The sequence below is a fragment of the Streptomyces sp. NEAU-sy36 genome, assembly GCF_013423905.1.
Taxonomy (GTDB): Bacteria; Actinomycetota; Actinomycetes; order Streptomycetales; family Streptomycetaceae; genus Streptomyces; species Streptomyces misionensis.
Genome location: NZ_CP058977.1, coordinates 3,846,491 through 3,865,534, shown reverse-complemented (window position 1 = coordinate 3,865,534; position 19,044 = coordinate 3,846,491). Strand labels below are relative to the sequence as shown.

General features: G+C 71.1%; 11 protein-coding genes. 10 read left to right on the top strand and 1 reads right to left on the bottom strand.

What is annotated here, in order from left to right:
• Positions 1-110: 110 nt before the first annotated feature.
• The 10 genes from HZZ00_RS17795 (at position 111) to HZZ00_RS17750 (ending at position 15,206) form a co-directional block, all read left to right on the top strand.
• Positions 111-1,094: a carbohydrate ABC transporter permease gene (locus HZZ00_RS17795; RefSeq protein ID WP_180333115.1), complete on the top strand. Its 984-nt coding sequence runs from the start codon at positions 111-113 to the stop codon at positions 1,092-1,094.
• Between the two features lie 56 nt (positions 1,095-1,150).
• Entirely contained in the window at positions 1,151-1,912 is a 762-nt protein-coding gene (locus HZZ00_RS17790) for a carbohydrate ABC transporter permease (RefSeq protein WP_180333572.1), read from the top strand.
• A gap of 187 nt (positions 1,913-2,099) precedes the next feature.
• Positions 2,100-3,842: an RICIN domain-containing protein gene (locus tag HZZ00_RS17785; RefSeq protein ID WP_180333114.1), complete on the top strand. Its 1,743-nt coding sequence runs from the start codon at positions 2,100-2,102 to the stop codon at positions 3,840-3,842.
• 770 nt (positions 3,843-4,612) lie between these two features.
• Positions 4,613-4,984 carry a hypothetical protein gene (locus HZZ00_RS17780; RefSeq protein WP_180333113.1) on the top strand — a complete coding sequence of 124 codons (372 nt, stop codon included), beginning with the start codon at positions 4,613-4,615 and terminating at the stop codon, positions 4,982-4,984.
• A gap of 8 nt (positions 4,985-4,992) precedes the next feature.
• The gene (locus HZZ00_RS17775) at positions 4,993-6,468 is read left to right on the top strand and encodes a SulP family inorganic anion transporter (RefSeq protein WP_180333112.1); all 1,476 of its coding nucleotides are present in this window, start codon (positions 4,993-4,995) and stop codon (positions 6,466-6,468) included.
• Between the two features lie 209 nt (positions 6,469-6,677).
• Positions 6,678-7,055: a nuclear transport factor 2 family protein gene (locus HZZ00_RS17770; protein WP_070029921.1), complete on the top strand. Its 378-nt coding sequence runs from the start codon at positions 6,678-6,680 to the stop codon at positions 7,053-7,055.
• A 240-nt stretch (positions 7,056-7,295) separates the two neighbouring features.
• Positions 7,296-7,784: a hypothetical protein gene (locus HZZ00_RS17765; RefSeq protein ID WP_180333111.1), complete on the top strand. Its 489-nt coding sequence runs from the start codon at positions 7,296-7,298 to the stop codon at positions 7,782-7,784.
• 3 nt (positions 7,785-7,787) lie between these two features.
• Complete coding sequence (locus HZZ00_RS17760; protein WP_180333110.1) at positions 7,788-12,347, top strand: caspase family protein; 4,560 nt, start codon at positions 7,788-7,790, stop codon at positions 12,345-12,347.
• Positions 12,348-12,574: 227 nt separating this feature from the next.
• Entirely contained in the window at positions 12,575-14,410 is a 1,836-nt protein-coding gene (locus HZZ00_RS17755; RefSeq protein WP_180333109.1) for an FUSC family protein, read from the top strand.
• Between the two features lie 259 nt (positions 14,411-14,669).
• Complete coding sequence (locus tag HZZ00_RS17750) at positions 14,670-15,206, top strand: isochorismatase family cysteine hydrolase (RefSeq protein WP_180333108.1); 537 nt, start codon at positions 14,670-14,672, stop codon at positions 15,204-15,206.
• Positions 15,207-15,327: 121 nt separating this feature from the next.
• On the opposite strand, the gene HZZ00_RS17745 is transcribed toward HZZ00_RS17750, so the two are convergent.
• The gene (locus HZZ00_RS17745) at positions 15,328-18,681 is read right to left on the bottom strand and encodes a lectin (protein WP_257585865.1); all 3,354 of its coding nucleotides are present in this window, start codon (positions 18,679-18,681) and stop codon (positions 15,328-15,330) included.
• Positions 18,682-19,044: the final 363 nt, after the last annotated feature.

The window sequence follows — 19,044 nt, the reverse complement described above, 5'->3', positions numbered from 1 at the left end:
TCGGCGTCCCGTGGCACGGCCCCGGGGCCCTTTCTCCGAGCCGCACGGCACCCGCAACCGCCCCGACGCCACCACGGCTCCGGGCACGCCACCCGTATCCAGGAGTTCGCATGACCACCGCCCGCGTCGACCACCGCTCACCGCGGTCACCGGTCAGGTTCGCGGTGACCGGCGCCGATGACCGAACGGACGCCTCGGCGTTCCGGCGCCGGCAGCGCCGCAGGAGCCGGCTCACCGCGCTGGCCTTCCTCGCCCCGCTGGCCCTCTACCTCGCCGCGTTCTACGTCTATCCCCTCTACCGCAATCTCGACCTGAGCCTGCGTGACTACACGGTCCGCTCGTTCGTGACGGGCGACGCGCCCTTCTCGGGACTGGACAACTTCAGGCGCGTCCTCGACGATCCCACGTTCGGCCCGGCGATGCGCCACACCGTGATCTTCACCTTCGTGTCGATCGTGTTCCAGTACGTGGCCGGGCTCGCCCTCGCGGTCTTCTTCAACCGGCACTTCCGGCTGGCGGGCACGCTCCGGGCCCTCTTCCTGGTCCCGTGGCTGCTCCCGCTGATCGTGTCGGCGTCGACCTGGTCGTGGATGCTCAACGGCGAGTCCGGCGTCGTCGACTACGCCCTCCATCTGGTGGGCGTCCCCCCGGTCGACTGGCTCGACTCCCCCGGCTGGGCGCTCACCTCGGTGATCATCGCCAACATCTGGATCGGCATCCCGTTCAACCTGGTCATCCTCTACAGCGGCCTGCAGAACATCCCCGGCGAGCTGTACGAGGCGGCGGCCCTGGACGGGGCCGGCACCTGGCAGCAGTTCCGGTGCATCACCTTTCCGTTGCTGCGGCCGGTGTCAGCCATCACCCTGCTGCTCGGCCTCGTCTACACCCTCAAGGTGTTCGACCTGATCTGGATCATGACCAAGGGCGGTCCGGGTGACGCCTCCTCCACCCTGGCGACCTGGTCCTACCAGCTCGGGTTCGGCACCCTCCTGCCGAAGTTCGGTCTCGGGGCCGCCGTCGGAAACCTGCTCGTCCTCATCGCCCTCGTCTTCGGGCTGCTGTACGTCCGTGTCCAGAAGAGGCAGGAATCGTGAACTCACGTACCAGGCCGGCCCGTTACACCCTCATAGGTCTCGCTCTGACCGCCCTGATGCTGTTCCCGGTGTACTGGATGCTCAACGTGTCCCTCACCCCGCAGCAGGACATGCGCAAGAGCCCGCCCGACCTGCTGCCCCTGCACCCCACGTTCGAGGGCTACCGAGCCGTGCTCAACGACCAGTTGCCCTATCTCGGCACCAGTCTGCTCATCGGCCTGGGCACGGTCGCCCTCACCCTGCTCATCGCCGCCCCGGCCGGCTTCGCACTGGCGAGGCTCAGGCCCTACGGTGGGGGACTCCTCGGCCTCGTGCTGCTGATCGCCCAGATGATCCCCGGCATCGTCATGGCGATGGGCTTCTACGGCATCTTCCTCGACCTCGGACTGCTGAACTCCTGGTGGGGTCTGATCATCGCCGACTCGACCATCGCCGTGCCCTTCGGCGTCATGATCTTCACAGCCTTCATGTCCGGGATTCCCGGCGAACTCATCGCCGCGGCCCGCATCGACGGTGCCGGAACCCTGCGCACCTTCCTGTCCGTCGTTCTGCCGGTGAGCCGCAACGCGATCGTCACGGTCTCGCTCTTCGGCTTCCTGTGGGCCTGGTCCGACTTCGTCTTCGCCAACACGCTCGACGGCGGCGGCGACTGGCGTCCGATCACCCTCGGCATCTACCACTACATCGGCAACAACAACCAGGAGTGGAACGCGATCATGGCGACGGCCGTCGTCGCCTCCCTGCCCGCGGCGATCCTCCTCGTCCTCGCCCAGCGCTATGTGGCCGCCGGGGTCACCGCCGGCGCCGTCAAGGACTGATCCCACGACGCCCGCCGCCCGCGGCCCACCGGCCGGGTGGGACCGCGCTCCGCCCCCGGCCCTCGGTCCTCCGGAGCCGTCACCAGACCGACGGCCCACACCCAAGGTGACCAGCCGGCCCCCGAGCCGTCGCGTCCCCCACGCACCACGCCACCGGCACGTTCCTTCCACCCCAGGAGAGCCGCTGATGCCAGACCTGAGCCCTCGTCACCGCCGCAGAGGAAACCTCGGCCGCACGTTCGCCGCCGCCCTCGCCACCGCGCTGGCCGCCACCACCGCCGCACTGTCGGGCACGTCCGCCCAAGCCGCCGCCTCCTCCACCACCCTGGTCGTCAACGCCAACCAGGTCCTGCGCCCGGTCACCCACGTGGCGACGGGCAGCTTGTACGGCCTGGCGAACGCCACCACCCCGGCTGACAACCTGGTGCAGGCGATCAAGCCGAACACCTTCGTGCAAAAACCGCAGGGCGGTCGTCAGCAGCCGACCGGCGACATCCTGACGGTGGCACCGAAGGCGGCCAGAGCCGGAGCGAAGGTGGTCAACCGGTTGTCGGACTACTACGCGGGCTGGCCGTACCAGTTCAGCTGGAGCGACTGGCTGGGCGTGGTCGACGACCAGATCGCGAAGACCAAGGCATCGGGCATCACCAACCTGGCCGCGTACGCGCCCTGGAACGAGTCCGACAACACCTGGCTGTCGGCCAACGGCACGTTCGAGGACTTCTGGACCAGGACCTACCGTGAGATCAGGTCCAAGGACGCCACGACGCCGATCCAGGGCCCGAGCTTCTCCGACAACATCGGCGACATGGACAACTTCTTGAGGAACGCGGTCGCCACCAACACGGTGCCGGACATCATCGCCTGGCACGAGCTGTCCAGTTCGTCGAAGATCGCCGGTGATGTGGCGACGGTGACCGCTCTGGAGAAGAAGTACGGCATCAGTCCGCGGCCGATCGCGATCGAGGAGTACGCCGCCCCCTCCGAAGTGGGCGTTCCCGGTGCCCTGGTCGGCTACATCGCCAAGTTCGAGCGCCTGGGCGTCCACGACGCCGAACTCGCCTTCTGGAACCAGTCCGGGGCGCTCGGGGATCTGCTCACCGGCCAGGGCGGCAACCCCAACGGCGCCTACTGGCTGTACAAGTGGTACGCCGACATGAGCGGCAGCATGCTCGTCACCACCCCGCCCTCCCAGACCGGCATCGACGGAGCCGCCTCCCGCAACAGTGCCGGCAACGAGATCGACGTCGTCTTCGGCGGCAGTTCCGGCGACTCGGCCGTGACCGTCGACGGACTGGGCTCGCTGCCGGCCTTCGGGGCGACCGTCCACGTCAAGGTCGAGTACACACCTTCCCCGGGACGCACGGTGGCCGTGCCCGGGCCGACCACTCTCGCCGAGTCCGACTACGCCGTGAGCAACGGCTCCGTCACGGTTCCGGTATCCGCGAACAGCGCCTACGGCTACCACATCGTGATCACGCCCGGGAGCGGCAGCGGCTCCACCCTGGACGGCAGTTACCAGATCACCAACAAGAACAGCGGCCTGGCGCTCGACACCCAGAACGGGGCCACCAGCCAGGGCACTCCGGTCGACCAGGCCACTTCGGGCGGTTCGGCCACCCAGACCTGGACGCTGGTGTCGACGGGTTCGGGCCTGTACAAGATCCGCAACCAGGCCAGTGGCCTGCTGCTGGGGATCACCAACGCGAGCACCTCGGCCGGCGGCACCGCGCTGATCTGGGGTGACAACGGCACCCCGGACCATCTGTGGCGGGTGATGCCCGACGGCACCGGCTACTACAAGATCGTCAACTACAACAGCAACCTGCTTCTGGGCGTCCAGAACATGAGCACCGCCAGCGGCGCCCAAGTCCTCCAATGGAGCGACAACGGCACCGCCGACCACCTGTGGAAGCTCAACCGGCGCTGACCCCCGGTCGCATCGGGCACCGTCCCCGCGGGGTGTTCGCCTGGACGCCGCGCGTCGGCCGGGACGCCGCACGCCGGCCATCTGTCGGGGCGCCTTGGAGAAGGAGGTCTTAGCCAGGCTACGGGCTCGTGGTCAAGGGCCGGTTCGCGTCACGCGACCGGTCCTTTTCACGCTCTCTTGGGCGGGTGACGCGCGGTTGACCCTGCAAAGCACTCCACAGGGTTAACGTGTTTCTTGACCATCAATTGACCAATACTTGGTACGTTCAGTGGGTGCGAAGTGACTGAAGGGGGGCGCATGTTCCCAGGTACGACGGTGCGTGCCGTGCTCGCCCTCCTCACCGCGACCCTGCTCGCGCTCCAGCTCTTCGCACCAACGGCAGGCTTCGCACCCGCGCACACACTGCGCCATGCGGAGGCCAGGGCCGAGCCCGGGACCACCTCCCCCGCCCCGCCGGTGCGGGACAGAGAGGACTCGCCGCGCGTCCCGGGGTGCGCGGGCGATCCCGTGGGCGTCCCGCTCCTACGCGAGCGGCAGCGCCGCTCGTTCGCCGGCGGCCCGCGACAGCGCCCCCTCACAGCCGTCCGGGTCGCCGACGGCAACGCACCGGCGGTCCCTGGCGCCGTGCTCCCGAGCGCCCCCGTCACCGCCAGAGCCCACGCTCCGGCAGTGCTCCAGGTCTGCCGTTGCTGAGGGGCCCGCGCTCCCCCACACCTACGCCGTTCACGTCCGACGCGCCCGTCGAGGCGCGCCAGGAGGAACCCACACCCATGCAGACCCTCATCGACAACGCCCGCGACTTCGGACGGCGCCCCGAGGAGTTCGCCCGGCCCGCCGCGGGCCAGTCCCCCGAAGTCCTGTTCATCACCTGCTCCGGCGCCCGGGTCGTCCCGGCCCTGATCACCGGCGCCCGGCCCGGCCGGCTGTTCGAGCTGCGCACGCGGCACACCGCCCGTCCGGCGCGGCCGAGGACACGGAGGCAGTGCCCTGTGCTGATCCAGCTGCTGCGACTGCGCTCCTACCCGTGTGTGGAGCGCGCCCTGGCGCGGGACCGGCTCACGCTGCGCGGCTGGTACTACCAGGTGGACACCGGCGCCGTTCGCACGCACCGCCCGACGACAGACACCTTCGAGTCACTGTGAGCACGCCGATGACCCGTCAGAACATCACAGCCCGTTTTCCGCATGTGCGGCAGGACTTCGCCGCCTCTGTCGTCGTCTTCCTGGTCGCACTGCCGCTGTGCGTGGGCGTGGCCGTCGCCTCCGGGGTCCCGGCCGAACTCGGTCTGGTCACCGGCATCGTGGGCGGTCTCGTCACCGGGCTGATGCGTGGCAGCAGCCTTCAGGTCTCGGGCCCGGCGGCCGGCATGTCCGTCCTCGTCTACGAGGCGGTCAAGGAGTTCGGACTGCCCGTGCTCGGCTTGATCGTGCTCGCCGCCGGCCTGGCCCAAGTGGGTATGGGCCTGCTCAGGCTGGGCCGCTACTTCCGCGCGATCTCCGTCTCCGTCGTCGAGGGCATGCTGGCCGGGATCGGACTGGTGCTGATCGCCGGTCAGCTGTACCCGGCGCTGGCCGCCAAGGCCCCCGACTCCGGTCTCGGCAAGATCGCCGGGCTGCCCGGGGCGTTCCGCGACGCCCTCAGCGACACCAGGGCGCTGGTCTCGCTCGCGTTGTGCGCGGGCACGATCGCGGTGCTGTTGCTGTGGAAGCACGTTCCGGCCAGGGTGCGGACGGTGCCCGGGCCGGTGGCCGCGGTCGGCCTCGCCACGGTGGCCGCTTTCGTGCTCGGCCTGCCGGTCGCCACTGTGCAGGTGCGGGGCCTGCTGGGCTCGGTCCAGCCGCCGCCGCTCGACGCGTTCGGCGAGTCGGCGGACGCCGGGGTGCTCGGCACGGTCGTCGCGTTCACGCTGATCGCCTCGGCCGAGTCGCTGTTCAGCGCGGCCGCCGTGGACCGGCTGCATTCGGGGCCACGCACGCGGTACGACCAGGAACTGCTCGCTCAGGGGGTCGGCAACACCGTGTGCGGGCTGTTGGGCGCACTGCCGATGACCGCGGTGATCGTGCGCAGCGCGGCCAACGTCCAGGCCGGTGCCCGCACGAAGGCATCGCGTGTGCTGCACGGGGTGTGGCTGCTGCTGTTCGCGGCGCTGCTGCCCGGTGTACTCGCCTACCTTCCGATCCCGGCGCTCGCGGGCGTCCTGATCCATTCGGGTGCCAAGCTCGTCCCGGTCCGGCCGCTGGCCGCGCTGTGGCGCGAGCACCGGGGCGAGGCGCTCGTCCTCTCCGTGACGGCGGTCTCCATCGTCGCGGTCGGCATGTTCGAGGGTGTGCTGATCGGCCTCGCCCTGTCGGTGGTCAAGGCGGCCTGGGAGGCATCGTGCGTCGAGCTGAAGGTCGTCGACAACGGCGCGGGCCCGGTGGACGCACGGCTTTCGGGCAACGCGACCTTCCTGCGGCTGCCGAAGCTGCTGGACAGCCTGGAGTCGCTGCCTCAGGACCGCCCGGTCCGCCTGGACCTGTCCGGCCTCCACCATCTCGACCACGCCTGCCGTACGTCCCTGGAGAACTGGGCGCAGCGGCACAGCGCGGTGGGGACTGAGCCGGTGCGGATGACGAAGGCCGCGTGACGCTCCGCCGGTGACGCCCGGATTCGCGCCCGGCCGTGCGCACCGAACCGGCCCTGGCGCCGCCGGCCCGACCGGACGTTCCGGCCCACATGCCTCGCGAGCAGCGGTCGTACCCCGGTGGTCTGTCCGATGCCCGGTGGGAGCTGCTGGGACCGACTCCGTGCGGCTCGTGGGACGAGCGCACGCGAAACGGCTGGTATTACTGGGGCATGCAGGAAGAGACCGCACGCTCCGCGATCGACACGTTCATCTCCGCGTTCAACGCCTCGGACGACAGCTATGTGACTGCCCTGCTCTCCCAGGCCCTCACCTCGGACGTGGTCTTCTGGGGACCGCTGGGCCGCGTCGAAGGAATCGCGGCGGTCGAGCGGTTCGTGCTGGACATCCGGCGCCACCCGGCGGGGACCGGCACGATGGTGCGCTGCTCAGCGGTGGACATGCCCGACGAGTGGGCCCGGTACCAGTGGGTGTTCACCACGCCGGATGGAGGCCCCCGGCTGGCGGGCACGGACGTCGTCCATCTGCGACGGAGCCTCATCGACCAGGTCATCGTCTTCGCGGGGGAGATCGAGCCGTCCACCTCCTGAGCCGCCCTTCCGTCGCCGGCCTCGCGTCGGACCGAAAGCAGGTCGGGGAGGCGGGCGTTGGTGTGGCGCCGGCGCAGTAGGCGCGGCAGTGCCTGGGTTTGCGCGGGGTGACCGCGGTGGTGGGAGTCGGCCGGTCCGGGCGTGTCCGGGGCCGGCCCTTGGCCGAATTGCACGTTATCGCGTGCAGTCGCCGTTGGTAAGGTCGGCTGGCTCAGCAGTCGTTGTCGTCTCGGAGGCCCAGTGAAGGTCACTCTGTTCTCGGCTGGTCCGGACGGCGGGCGGGTCGCGGCCACGAGCGAGCTGCACAGGTGGTTGCAGCGCCAACCGGAGCTGCGCGGGCGCCTCGTACGGCAGTCGGCGGCCGCGCCGACGCCCGGGACCATGGGCGCGTCCGGAGAACTGCTGACCCTGCTGCTGGCACCCGGCGGCCTCACCGCCGCTCTGGCGGCGGCCGTCGTGGCCTGGCTGCAGAACCGGCACGGCGACCAGACCGTCACGATCACCCTGCCCGACCAGACGCAGATCACCGTCTCCTCCACCAAGGTGCGCGGACTGACCGCGGAGGCCACCGGTGACCTGGCCCAGCGCGTCGCGGCGGCGATCGACGGGTCCGGACGGACCGCGGACGGCGGCGCCGAGCGCGGTGCGCCGGGAGTCGCGGCCGCTCCTGGGGAGGTGAACACGCACAGGCCGGTGCAGCCGGCGGGAGACGGCGGGGAAAGAGCCTGACCGGTGGCGACGGCGAACCGAAAAGACGCACGCGGCCTGTCGGGCGGCGACTGCCGGGCCCTGGTGGTCGGTACCGGTCGGCACGTCGATGAGGCACTGCTCGCCGACCTGCCGAGCGCGCCGCGGACAGCCCAGGCGCTGGCGGACACCCTCACCTCGGCCTGCGGGATGGCCGCCGACCAGGTGCGTCTGGTCACCGACCCGCCGTCTGCCGCCGACATCCTCGGCCCGCTGGAGCAGGCCATCACGGAGGCGCAGGGCGGAGTCCTCGTCTTCTGCTTCGTCGGCCACGGGCTCCTGGGCCCGGGGGGCAAGCTGTACCTGGCCACGACCTCGACGCCCTCCCACGACAACACCGTGCACGCCGTCCCTTACGCCGAGATCGAGAACCGCCTCGCCGACGCCCCGGTGCGCCCGGTCGTGATCCTCGACTGCTGTTTCTCGGGACTCGCCGAGGCCGTCGGCGGCGGACGACGCGAGGACCCCTACCTGTTCGTACGGCCGCACGGCAGCTTCCTGCTCGCCTCGGCCACCCACTACGCGGCCTCGTTCGCCCCCGAAGGGGAGAAGTACACCCTCTTCGGGGGCGAACTGCTACGGCTGTTACGGGAGGGCGAGAGCGGCGGGCCGCGCTGGTTCACCCTGTCCGACGTCCACCGATACCTCGACCGCCGGTTCGAGGACTCGCCCGCCCGGCCGCACGCCGGCAGCGTCGGACGACTCGGCGACCTGGTCCTGGCCGCCAACCCGCGCTACACCCTGCCCGTCCCTCCGGAACAGGGACTGCCCCTGCCACCGCACGACGGTCCCTGCCCCTACCCCGGCATGCGGCCGTTCCTGCCGGAGCAGCATCACCTCTTCCACGGCCGGGAGGAACTGACCCGGCGCCTGCTTGACCGGGTCACCACGACGAGCCCCGGCGAACCCGTCGTGCTCGTCGGCCCCTCGGGTGTGGGCAAGTCGTCGCTGCTGCGAGCCGGCCTCGGCGCCGCGCTCGACAGCACGGACCTCAAGCCGGTGCTCCTCGTGCCCGGCCCGGGAGCGCTGCCCTTCCGTACCCTCACGGCGGCCTGGGCGCGAGCCGTCGGCCGGCCTTCCGGCGAGGTGGAAGTCGACCTGGGCGCCGGACGGTTCACCGCACCGGCCGACCACCGCTCGGCGCCGCGCGTGCTGGTGATCGACCAGTTGGAGGAGATCTTCACCCACTGCCGGGACACCGAGGAACGCCGGTTGTTCACCCGCGCCCTCACCGGCCCGGGGGACGGCACCGGCCCGCGGGTGGTCCTGGGACTGCGCGCCGACTACCTCGGCCAGTGCCTGCGCGACCCCGGGCTCGCCCGAATGGTCGGCAGCGGCCAGTTCGCCGTACCGGTGATGAACGACGACGAGCTGCGCGCCGCCATCGAGCAACCCGCCCGGAGCGCGGGACTGCGCTGGGAAGACGGCCTGCCGGAACTGCTGCTGCGGGAACTGGCACAGGAACGCGTGGGCACCGGTGACGCCATCGCCCTGCCCTTCCTCGCCCACGCCCTGCAGGAGACCTGGCACCGCCGGCGCGGTGCCGAACTCACCTTCTCCGGCTACCAGGCGTCCGGCGGCATCCGCAGCTCCGTGGCGAAGACCGCGGAGGACATTCACAACGCCCTCGACGACGACGGCCGCGGGCGCCTGCGCGAACTCCTGCTCCGGATGGTGCACCTGGTCGACACCGAGGGCCGAGCGGTACGGCGCCGCGTGCCCCTGGAGGAACTGCGCGGCGCCGACGACCTACTCGGACGGCTGGCCGACGCCCGCCTCGTCATCGTGGGTGACGGAGCGGCCCAGCTCTGCCACGACTCCCTCCTCCACGGCTGGCCACGGCTGCGGAACTGGATCAACGCCGACCTCGACGCCCTGCTGGTGCGCCGCAGGCTCGCTCAGGCCGCCGATGCCTGGGCCGAAGCCGGCAGGCCGGCAAGCGGTCTGTACGCGGGAAGCCACCTCGCCGGCGCGAGATCCGTGCTGGAGGACGACGGGCACACGCTCGGGCTGCGCTCGGTGGAGCGGGACTTCATCGCGGCCGGCGAGCACGCCGAGCGCCGCCGCAAGAAGGTGATCCGCACAGGCATCGCCGTCGTCGCCACCCTGGCCCTGCTGGCAACGGCCCTGGCCGTGCTCGCGCGCCATGCCCAGGGCAACGCCGAAGCGCGGGAGACCAGGCTGATCGCGGAGCAGGTGGCGAGGCAGGCCGACGAGATGAGGAAGCAGGACCCGCAGACGGCCCTGCGGCTGAGCCTGGCCGCCTACCGCACCGCACGGACCCCCGTCACCAGGTCCGCCCTCTACTCCTCGTACATCGCCATCGTGCCCATCGACCTCAAGAACGGCGTCGAGCAGCCCGTACTCGACGTCGCCTACCGGTCCGACGGTGACGTCCTGGCCACCAGCCAGCGCGGCGGGCGGGTCCAGCTGTGGGACATCACACGCCCCACCGTGCCCCTCAAGGGTGCCGGCCGCACGCCGGGCACCACCGCCGTTCTCGCCTTCCAGCCGGGCAGCCGCCTGCTCGCCGTACAGACACAGGACCGGCTCCTGGTGTGGGACACCACCGACCCCCGCGATCCCCGGAAAGTCGCGGAGCGCCGCACGGCCGGAGGAACGGCCTACTCCCTCGCCTTCAGCCCCGACGGCAAGACCCTGGCAAGCGTCTCGGAAGACGACCGGTTGCGGCTGTGGGACATGACCAGAGCCGACCGCCCCCGGCTGCAAAAGGAGATGCCGGCCGGAACGGATCTCCTCTCGGTGACGTTCACCCGCGACGGGGGGCACCTGCTCACCGGCAACGGCAACGACTCGGGCCACGCCGCGGTCAAACTGTGGGACGTGCGCGATCCCGCCCTCCCGGCGCTGCGCGACACCGCCGCGGCCGACACCGTCATGGCCATCGCGGCGCATCCGCGCAGGGACCTGGCCGTGGCCACGGGAGCGGGCGGCAGGATCGTCTGGTGGCGGATCGAGGACGGCAGACGGTTGCGTCGGCTCGAACCGAAGGAGCCGTCTGCCCCCTCAGGCGATTGGGACGTGGTCGGCCCGGACCACGGCATTCCCTCGCTCGCCTTCCGGAAGGACGGCAACGTCCTCGTCGGGGCCGACAACGACGACGACAACCCGAGGATGCTGGTACGCAAGGTGGGGGCGGAGTCCTCGCTCTACGACGACAGCTTGGGGGAACGCATCGAGCGACCCGCGGGCGAGGCCGTCCAGGCTGTCGCCTACAGTCCCGACGGCGCGTACATCGCGGCTGGGGACGTCGGGGGCTCGGTGCGGATGTGGCCGGAGCGCCCCCCGGCGCCGGCGCTCCCCGGTGAGCTCTCCGACGCCGACATCGCCATGGACTTCCGTACCGAGGCGGTCAGCCCCGACGGCCGCTACCTTCTCGGCAGGGAGGACAAGGACGGGGAGGAGTACACGTTCACGAACCGGGTGTGGGACGTCGACGCGGCCACGCGGCCCCGTCCGGTCCTCACGGTTCCCGGACCCTGGCGGGCGCAGTACTTCCTGCCTGACAGGAAGAAGCCCGCGGTGCTGATGGCCCACTCGTTCGACAGCAGGACCAAGAAGCACGCGTTCCGCTTCTGGAGCATCGACCGTGCCGGCGCTCGCTCCGGCCACGGTACGGACATCCCGCTCACCGCGGACGACGTGGTGACGGCCGTGAGCCCTGACGGGAAGCTGTTCGCCATCGGCGCGGTGGGCACCCACCGTCTCGAACTGTGGGACCTGAGCGACCTGCACAAGCCGGTCCGGCGTTCCCTGATCAACGCCTGGACCGATGTGGGGCACTTCCAGCCGTGGTTCCTCGACGACCGGGTCCTCGTCACGACGGAGGCCAAGGGGTCCTTGCGTGATCTCCGTCTGTGGAACCTCGCCGATCCCGCGAACCCGCGCAAGGGCACCACGGTGCCGGGCGGCGCCGACGGAGCGGGATTCGCCTACCTGCCCAAGTCGCACACACTGGTCGTGAAAAGCCACGCGAAGACCCTGCAACTGTGGGACCTGAGCAACCCCGCCCGGCCCGTGAAGGGGAGCGCGTTGCGCGGTACCACGCAGGGGTACTACCCCGTGACCGGCGGTCGGCTGGCCACCCTTCTCACAGACGGATCGGTGCGCTTCTGGGACATCGGCGACGTTGCGCACCCCGAACGCCAGGAGACCCTCCGGCTCGACCACACCGTCGTTTCCATCAAGGTGACCCCGGACGAACGACACGTCGTGACCGGCATGACCCGCGACGGCCCGGGGCCGCTCCAGGAATACCGCGTCTGGGACACCGAACCGGACGGACGATGGCGCAGCCCCGCTCAGACCAGCCTGGCCGGCGTGACCGACATGCGGGTTCTTCCGGGGCGGAACTCCCAGATGGCGGTCGTGGCCGAACTCGACGGCGATCCGTGGACGTTCCTGCTGGACCTCGACAGCGACCACATCTACGGAACGCTGTGCCGTGCCAATCCACTGAGCGTTCCCGAGAGCCAGTGGAACACGTTGTTCCCGCATCTGGCACACCGCGCCTCCTGCGGCTGAGCCCGAACGTGATCCGACCCCGGCGGTCATTCGCACGCCGCCCGGTTGCCTCGTGCTCTGGTCGCTTGCTGATCCCAGGGAAGCCGCCTGCGACGGACACCTTTCACGTTCCTGAAACGTGATCGCCGCGTTTCCACCGAGAACGCCTTCTACCGTGGACGCGTAGCGCACCCGGCCACCGTCGTCCGAAGGCAACGCGCAACCCGCCCGCGTACGACAGGAGCCCCGTGTCCCGGCCCGCCGCACCCCTCTGGCTCGCCCATGCCCTGCGCGCCCAGCGCGGTCCCGTGCCCTGGAGCGCGGTGACCCGAGGAGCGCTCGCCGCCGGGCCGCTGCTGCTCGCCGGCGTCGGTACGGGGCACACCGCCCGCGGTGTCCTCGCCGCCATCGCCGCGATGCTCGCCGGCACCAACGACCGGCCCGGCAGCCGCCGGGCCTCCGTCAAGCGGCTCGGGGTGCCCGCGCTCGCGGGGGCGCTCGGGCTGCTCGCGGGGACGTATGCGGGGCGGGGACTGGACGCCGTACCGCTGACCCTGGTGCTCACCCTGCTCGGGCTGGTCGCCGGGGGCATCAGCGCGGTCGGGGCCGTCGCATCGGCCGCGGGCACGCAGTTGCTCGTCGGCGCCGCCATCGGTGCCGGGATGCCGGCGGCCGAGAGCGGCTGGCAGCGGGCGCTCGCCTTCCTCGCCGGGGCCGGCTGGCTGCTCGTGCTGCGGCTCGCCCTGCCCACACCCGGTTCGTTCGCGGGGGACTTCCGGTTCGACGGGGAGCGGTCGGCGGTCGCCGGGGTGTACGACGCCGTCGCCGCGCTCCTCGACGCCGTGGGCGGTGAACGGGCCGCCGAGCGGCGGGCGTTGCTCACCGCCGCCCTCGACCATGCCCAGGACGCACTCGCCGGACCCCGGCTGCGCCGGTACGCCGGCTCCGCCACCGAGCGCCGGCTGCACGCGCAGTTCGCGGCCGCGCTGCCCCTCGCCGAGGCCGCCACCGCCCTGTTCTGGTCGGGGAAGCCGGTCTCGGCGCGGGCCGCGGAAGGGCCCCGGCGGCTCGCCGCCGCCGTCCGCGGCAACACCGGCCCCGGCCCGCTGCCGGCCCCGAACCGGTCGGATGCCGCCCTGCGCGCCCTCGACGAGGCCCTGCTGCGCGCGGCCGAGGCCTTCGACCGGGGTGACGGCGCCGACCGGGGGCTGGTGGGGCGCCGGCGGAGTGCGCGGAAGGCATGGGGCGCCGTGATCGGCGCCGGCGGCCGCGAGTACGGGTTGCGGGTCTGCGTCTGCTTCGGGGCCGGCATCGCCATCGCCCAGGCGCTGCACCACACCCGCTGGGACGGCCGGCACTGGTACTGGCTGCCCGCCACCGTCGCCTTCCTCGTCAAGCCCGACCTCGGACCGCTGGCTTCCCGAGTGCTGTGCCGGGCCGCCGGGACCGTGCTGGGCGCATTGGTGTTCGCGGGGGCGGCCGCGCTGCTGCCCCGGCCCGTCGGGTTGATCGCACTGGTCGCGCTGTGCGGGGCGCTCGTTCCCGTCGCCGCCCGGCACTTCGCCGCGCAGACCACCGTCGTCACCGTCCTCGTCCTCGCCCTGGTCATGGTCGGCGGCGAGCCGCAGGCCTGCGTCAGCCGGATCGGCGAGACCCTGCTGGCCTGCGCGCTCGTGCTCGTCGTCGGACATCTGCCGATGCCGGGGAAGCGCGGCGGCAGGGTACGGGCACGGCTCGCAGCGGCCGGGAGTGCCGCGCACGCCTATCTGGTGCACGTCCTCGGCGAGTACGACGACCGCGCCGAACGGTGGGCGCTGCGCCGGGAGGCCTACCGCACCCTCGCCGAGGCCCGTACCGCCGTCGCGCTCGCCGCCGCCGAACTTCCCGCCCTCGCCCGGCACACCTCGGGCACGGACGCGGTCGCGGATCTCCTGGAGCGACTCGTCGACACCACCACGGCCTGCGCCGTCCACCTCGACGACACGGGCCGACTCACCCCCCGGCATGTCAGACAACTGCGACATGCCCTGGACGAGCTGGGGTTCCAGGAGGGCGAGGTACCGTTGCCGACCGCCGCAGGCTGACCGGCCCGCCGGTCCGGCAACAGCCGGGGCCCGAGAGGGCCCGGCCCGGAGGGTCCCCGGCCCGGTCCTTCAGCGTGTGCCGGACGGCGGACGACCATGCTCTCCCCTCCCACCGCTGCCCGTACCGCAGGACTCCCAACGGCCCGGCCGTCGCTTCGCCCGGCTCCTTTGAGGAGGCCGAGCAGCGTCACCCGGCGCGCGTCCGCCGAGGGCACCGCCGGCTGATGCGCAACCGCGAAAATGTGGGAACACGGTGGGGATGGAAAACACCGCACTGCTGGTCATCGACATGATCAACACGTATGACCACAAGGACGCCGACCTGCTGCTTCCTTCGGCCCGGTCCGTCGTACCGGTCGTGGCGGACCTTCTGGAGCACGCCCGGGACCGCTCGGCGCCGGTGATCTATGTGAACGACAACTTCGGGCAGTGGCGGTCACATCACGGAGAGTTGCTCGATCAGGCCCTGAGTGGGCCGCACAGCGATCTGGTGAAGCCCTTGAAGCCCGACAGAGACTCCCTCTTCGTCGTGAAGGCCCGCCACTCCGTCTTCTTCGAGACCCCGCTGGAGTACCTCCTGCGACAGCAGGACATCGACCGGCTGGTACTCACCGGGCAGGTGACCGAGCAGTGCGTGCTCTACTCGGCTCTCGACGCCCACATCCGTCACTTCGACGTGATCGTCCCCAGGGATGCCGTGGCGCACATCCACGAGGACCTCGCTCACGCCGCACTGCGGATGATGGAGCGGAACATGGGCGCGCACGTGTGCGCGAGCCAGGACCTGTGGAGATGAGCACGGCATGGCGGCGGGCGGGGTTTCGCGCACGCACGCCGCGGCGGCACGGGCCGGATGGGCCGGCCCCCGCGGCTCCTGCCGCCGGGGCCGGCCCACCGTCGTCAGTGCCCTTCGGACCTCACCGGCCGAAGCCGTAGGCAAACAGGTGGTCGCTGCCCGACGAGCCCGTCACCGGCAGGGTGATCGAGGCCACCTGCTTGGCCGCGTCGAGCGGGATCTTCGTGGCGAAGACATAGGTCTTCACGCTGTCCCGGCCGCCCTTGCCGGTGTTCCGGTAACCGGTCGTGACGGCCGTGGTGTCGCCCGCCATCGGCTTGGTGGAACCGGCGTTGAGCGTCCAGTCCGAGAAGCCGACCACCGCCTTGGCGGTGGTGCCGTCGGTGTAGGTGACGGTCAGCGTGCCCGAGACCCCGCGGCCGTCGGTCGGCGCGTCGGTCGCCGTACCCAGCAGACCCAGTGACGCTCCCGACGTACCGGCCGGCATCGGAATGGTCTGGCCGGCCATCTCCACGTTGTCCAGCTGCCCGGACGCCACCGCCGGCCAGGTGTAGGAGACGCCGTCGACCGTGAGGGTGGAGCCGCTCGTGACACCGGCCGTCGACAGCGCGTTCTGCGAGAACGCCCAGCCCCCGTTGTCGAAGCCGCCCGAGAAGGTCGCGCCGTCGGGGTAGATGCCCTCGTTGGTGTCGTACGGCCACAGTTCCCCGGCCTTGGCCACGGCGACCCGGAGGGCCGCGCCGTTCAGCGCCGTACCGGTGCCGTGGTCGGTCAGCGCGAAGGTGACGGGGAACGTCCCCTCGCCCGTGCCCGCCGTGACGTGGACCTTCGCCTCGGCGCTGCCCGAGGCGGGTACCTTCAGCGAGCCGGACGCCGGGTCGAGCGTGACACCCGATGGTGCCGTCGCCTTCCAGTCGACGGTGACGTCCTTGCCGCCGAGGTTGGTGAGGCCGAGCGTGCCGTCACCGGAGGCGCCCGGCTGGAGCACCAGGCCGTCGCCGGCCGGACCGGCCGCGGCCAGGACGCGGTCCCCGCCCGTGGTGTCCGACGGCGGCACCGCCGACGGTGCGGAGGCCCAGGACTTGTCCGGCTGGGTGCCGAGGGTGAAGTCCAGGGTGCCCGCACCCTTGAACTGCCCGTACGTCAGCCAGGAGGCGTTCCACTCCTTGCCCTTGACGTCGAGGGACTGCACGTACGGCGCGTCGGGCGCCGCCTGCGGCGCGTTGATCCGCACCGTGCTGCCGCCGGCGGGCCTCACCTGCGCCACCGGGAAGGCCGGGCTGCCGAGTACGAGGGTGTCCGTGCCCGGGGTCTCCGGGTACATGCCCAGCTCCGACCAGACGTACCAGGAACTCATCGCGCCGAGGTCGTCGTTGCCGAACGAGCCGACCGGGGCGTTGAAGTACAGGTTCCGCTGGGCGGCGCGGACGGCCTGCTGGGTCTTCCACGGCTGACGCGTGTAGTCGTACTCCCAGGGGATCTCCACACTGGGCTCGTTGCTCAGGTTGGCGTCGGTGTTGCCGGGGTCGGTGATGTTGTCGAGCAGGCTGTCCAGGTAGGACGAGTACGCCTGGTCACCGCCACGCGCCTGGATGAGCTGCTTCAGGTTGAACGGGACCATCGGCGTGTACTGGGCCGACGTTCCCTCGACGAAGCCGTTGGAGGTGCCCGGGGTGAACCCGCCCGCGAACCGGCCGTCCTTGTCCTTCGCCTGCATGTACCCGGTCTGCGGGTTGAAGACGTTCATCCAGTCCTGGGCGCGGGTGGCGAACTTCTGGTAAACGGCCTTCTTCCCCAGGGACTTGGCGAAGGCGGCGAGGGCGTAGTCGGCGGAGTCGTACTCCAGCTGGGTGGAGACCGGGCCGTAGAAGTTGCAGCACCCGTAGTCGTTCTCGTCCAGCGGGAGGTAGCCCTTGGCGTCCCGTACCGACTCCCCGGGGCGGTCATTGTTCGGGACGGTGCCCTCGTGCTGGAGGGCGGCGAGCGCCTTGTCCGTGTCGAAGCTCCGGGCGCCGAAGGCGTACGCGTCGGCGATGATGCCGGCCGCCGGGTCACCGACCATGACGTAGCTCTCGCCGTTGTTGGAGGCCCACTTGGGGAGCAGGCCCGTCTGGTCGTAACCGTTGAGCATCGAGGTGACGACGTCGCTGGTGACCTTGGGCTCGGTCATCGCCATCAGCTGGGTCTGGGAGCGGTAGGTGTCCCAGCCCGAGTAGTTGGCGTACTGGGCGTTCTGCCCCTTCGCCAGCTTGTGGACCTGGTTGTCCATGCCCATGTACCGGCCGTCGTCGTCGGAGAAGACGTTGGGGTGCAGCAGCGCGTGGTAGAGCGCCGTGTAGAACTGCACCTGCTGGTCCTTGGTGCCGCCGCCGATCCGGATCTTGTTCAGCACCGCGTTCCAGGCGTCGTGGTTCGCCCGCTCCACCGCGTCGAGGTTCCAGTTCCCGATCTCGGTGGCGAGGTTGTCCGCCGCGCCCGCGTCGCTGGTGTACGAGATGCCGACCTTCGCCTTCACCGTGGGGTTCGAGGAGGTGTCGAAGGTCAGGTACATCCCGTTCGCACCCGTGGTGGGCGGCTGGGCGGCCTTGCCCGTGGCCGACGGCGAGGGCGTGGCGCCGGTGCTCGGGGCCGGGGACGGCGTACCGGAGGACGTGCCTGCGCTGCCGTGCACGGTCGGGGAGGGGGCCGCGGGCACGGTGAAGTGCCGTTCCTTCAGCCTCTTCGACGGGTGCGGCTGCGCGTTCTGCCTGACCGCGCCCGCCTTCAGCGAGGTGGCGTCGGGGTTGATGGTGCCGCCGACCCAGGTACCGCTGCCGGTGAACGGGTGGTCGAACTTGATGTCGAAGTGCAGGGTGTACCGGTTCTTCGCGCCGCAGAAGTGGCCGCTGTCGACGGAGCCCCTGATCTCCTTCTTGTTCACCACCTGGACGCGGGTCCCGTCCACCTGGGTGGCGCCACCGCTGAGCTTGAACAGCAGGTTCGCCCGACCGCCCCCCGCCGGAAAGGTAAAGGAGCCGAGGCCCGCGCGGGTGGTGTCGGTCAGCCGGGTCGTGACGCCGTTCGCGTCGGTGACCTCGTACGAGCCGATACCGGTCCGCTCGTCGGCGTGGCTGAAGCCCACGGACGTGCTGCCGAGGTTGCCGGAGAGCGTGCCGGTCACCGGAAGGACGGGCAGGTCACCCGCGACGCCGCAGCCGGGCCCTGAGACATGGGTGAGGCTGAAGCCCGAGAGCTTCTTGTCGTCGTACTCGTAGCCGCCGCCCGAGGGGCGGTCGGGCGTCGTGTCCGGACCCCACTGCACCATGCCGGCCGGCATGTCGGGGCCTGGGAACGTGTCCACCTCTCCGGACGTGCCGATCAGCGGGTTGACGAGGGACGCGGGATCTTTCACCAGGGCCGGCGGCGCGGCACTCGCGGCGTACGCGCCCCCGATCGCCGGGAGCGGCGATGCCGCGAGACCCAGGACGGAGATCACGGCCAGGCGTTGGCGGAATCTCTTTCGATTACGTGGCTCAGCTGAACGTCGGGGTCGGACCATCGGTTGCCTCCGCAGCGTTTCGTGCTTCGCACAGGTGCTGATGTGCCGAAGGGCAGGGCGTCGGTGAGGGCCTCGGCGCCGGGCGCCTCGACCGGCAGCCTGACAACGTTGCCATCACAGGTGTCGAGTGAAACGCCTGGGCTCACGGCGTGTCAACGAGGCCAACAGCAGTTTCTGCAAGCGAAGTTCGCGGTGGGGGCGGCCGGCGTGGTGGTGTCGGGGCTGGGGCGAGGCGCAGGCTGCTCCCGCCACCGGGTACGTCCTCCCCACTGACGTGGGGTGTTTCACCGCGGGGCGGTT

What these genes read in the sequence shown, in the direction of transcription:
- HZZ00_RS17795 (WP_180333115.1), top strand. Translation starts at nt 111, where the DNA reads ATGACCACCGCCCGCGTCGACCACCGCTCACCGCGGTCACCGGTCAGG.
- HZZ00_RS17780 (WP_180333113.1), top strand. Translation starts at nt 4,613, where the DNA reads ATGCAGACCCTCATCGACAACGCCCGCGACTTCGGACGGCGCCCCGAG.
- HZZ00_RS17750 (WP_180333108.1), top strand. Translation starts at nt 14,670, where the DNA reads ATGGAAAACACCGCACTGCTGGTCATCGACATGATCAACACGTATGAC.
- HZZ00_RS17775 (WP_180333112.1), top strand. Translation starts at nt 4,993, where the DNA reads ATGACCCGTCAGAACATCACAGCCCGTTTTCCGCATGTGCGGCAGGAC.
- HZZ00_RS17790 (WP_180333572.1), top strand. Translation starts at nt 1,151, where the DNA reads ATGCTGTTCCCGGTGTACTGGATGCTCAACGTGTCCCTCACCCCGCAG.
- HZZ00_RS17785 (WP_180333114.1), top strand. Translation starts at nt 2,100, where the DNA reads ATGCCAGACCTGAGCCCTCGTCACCGCCGCAGAGGAAACCTCGGCCGC.
- HZZ00_RS17770 (WP_070029921.1), top strand. Translation starts at nt 6,678, where the DNA reads ATGCAGGAAGAGACCGCACGCTCCGCGATCGACACGTTCATCTCCGCG.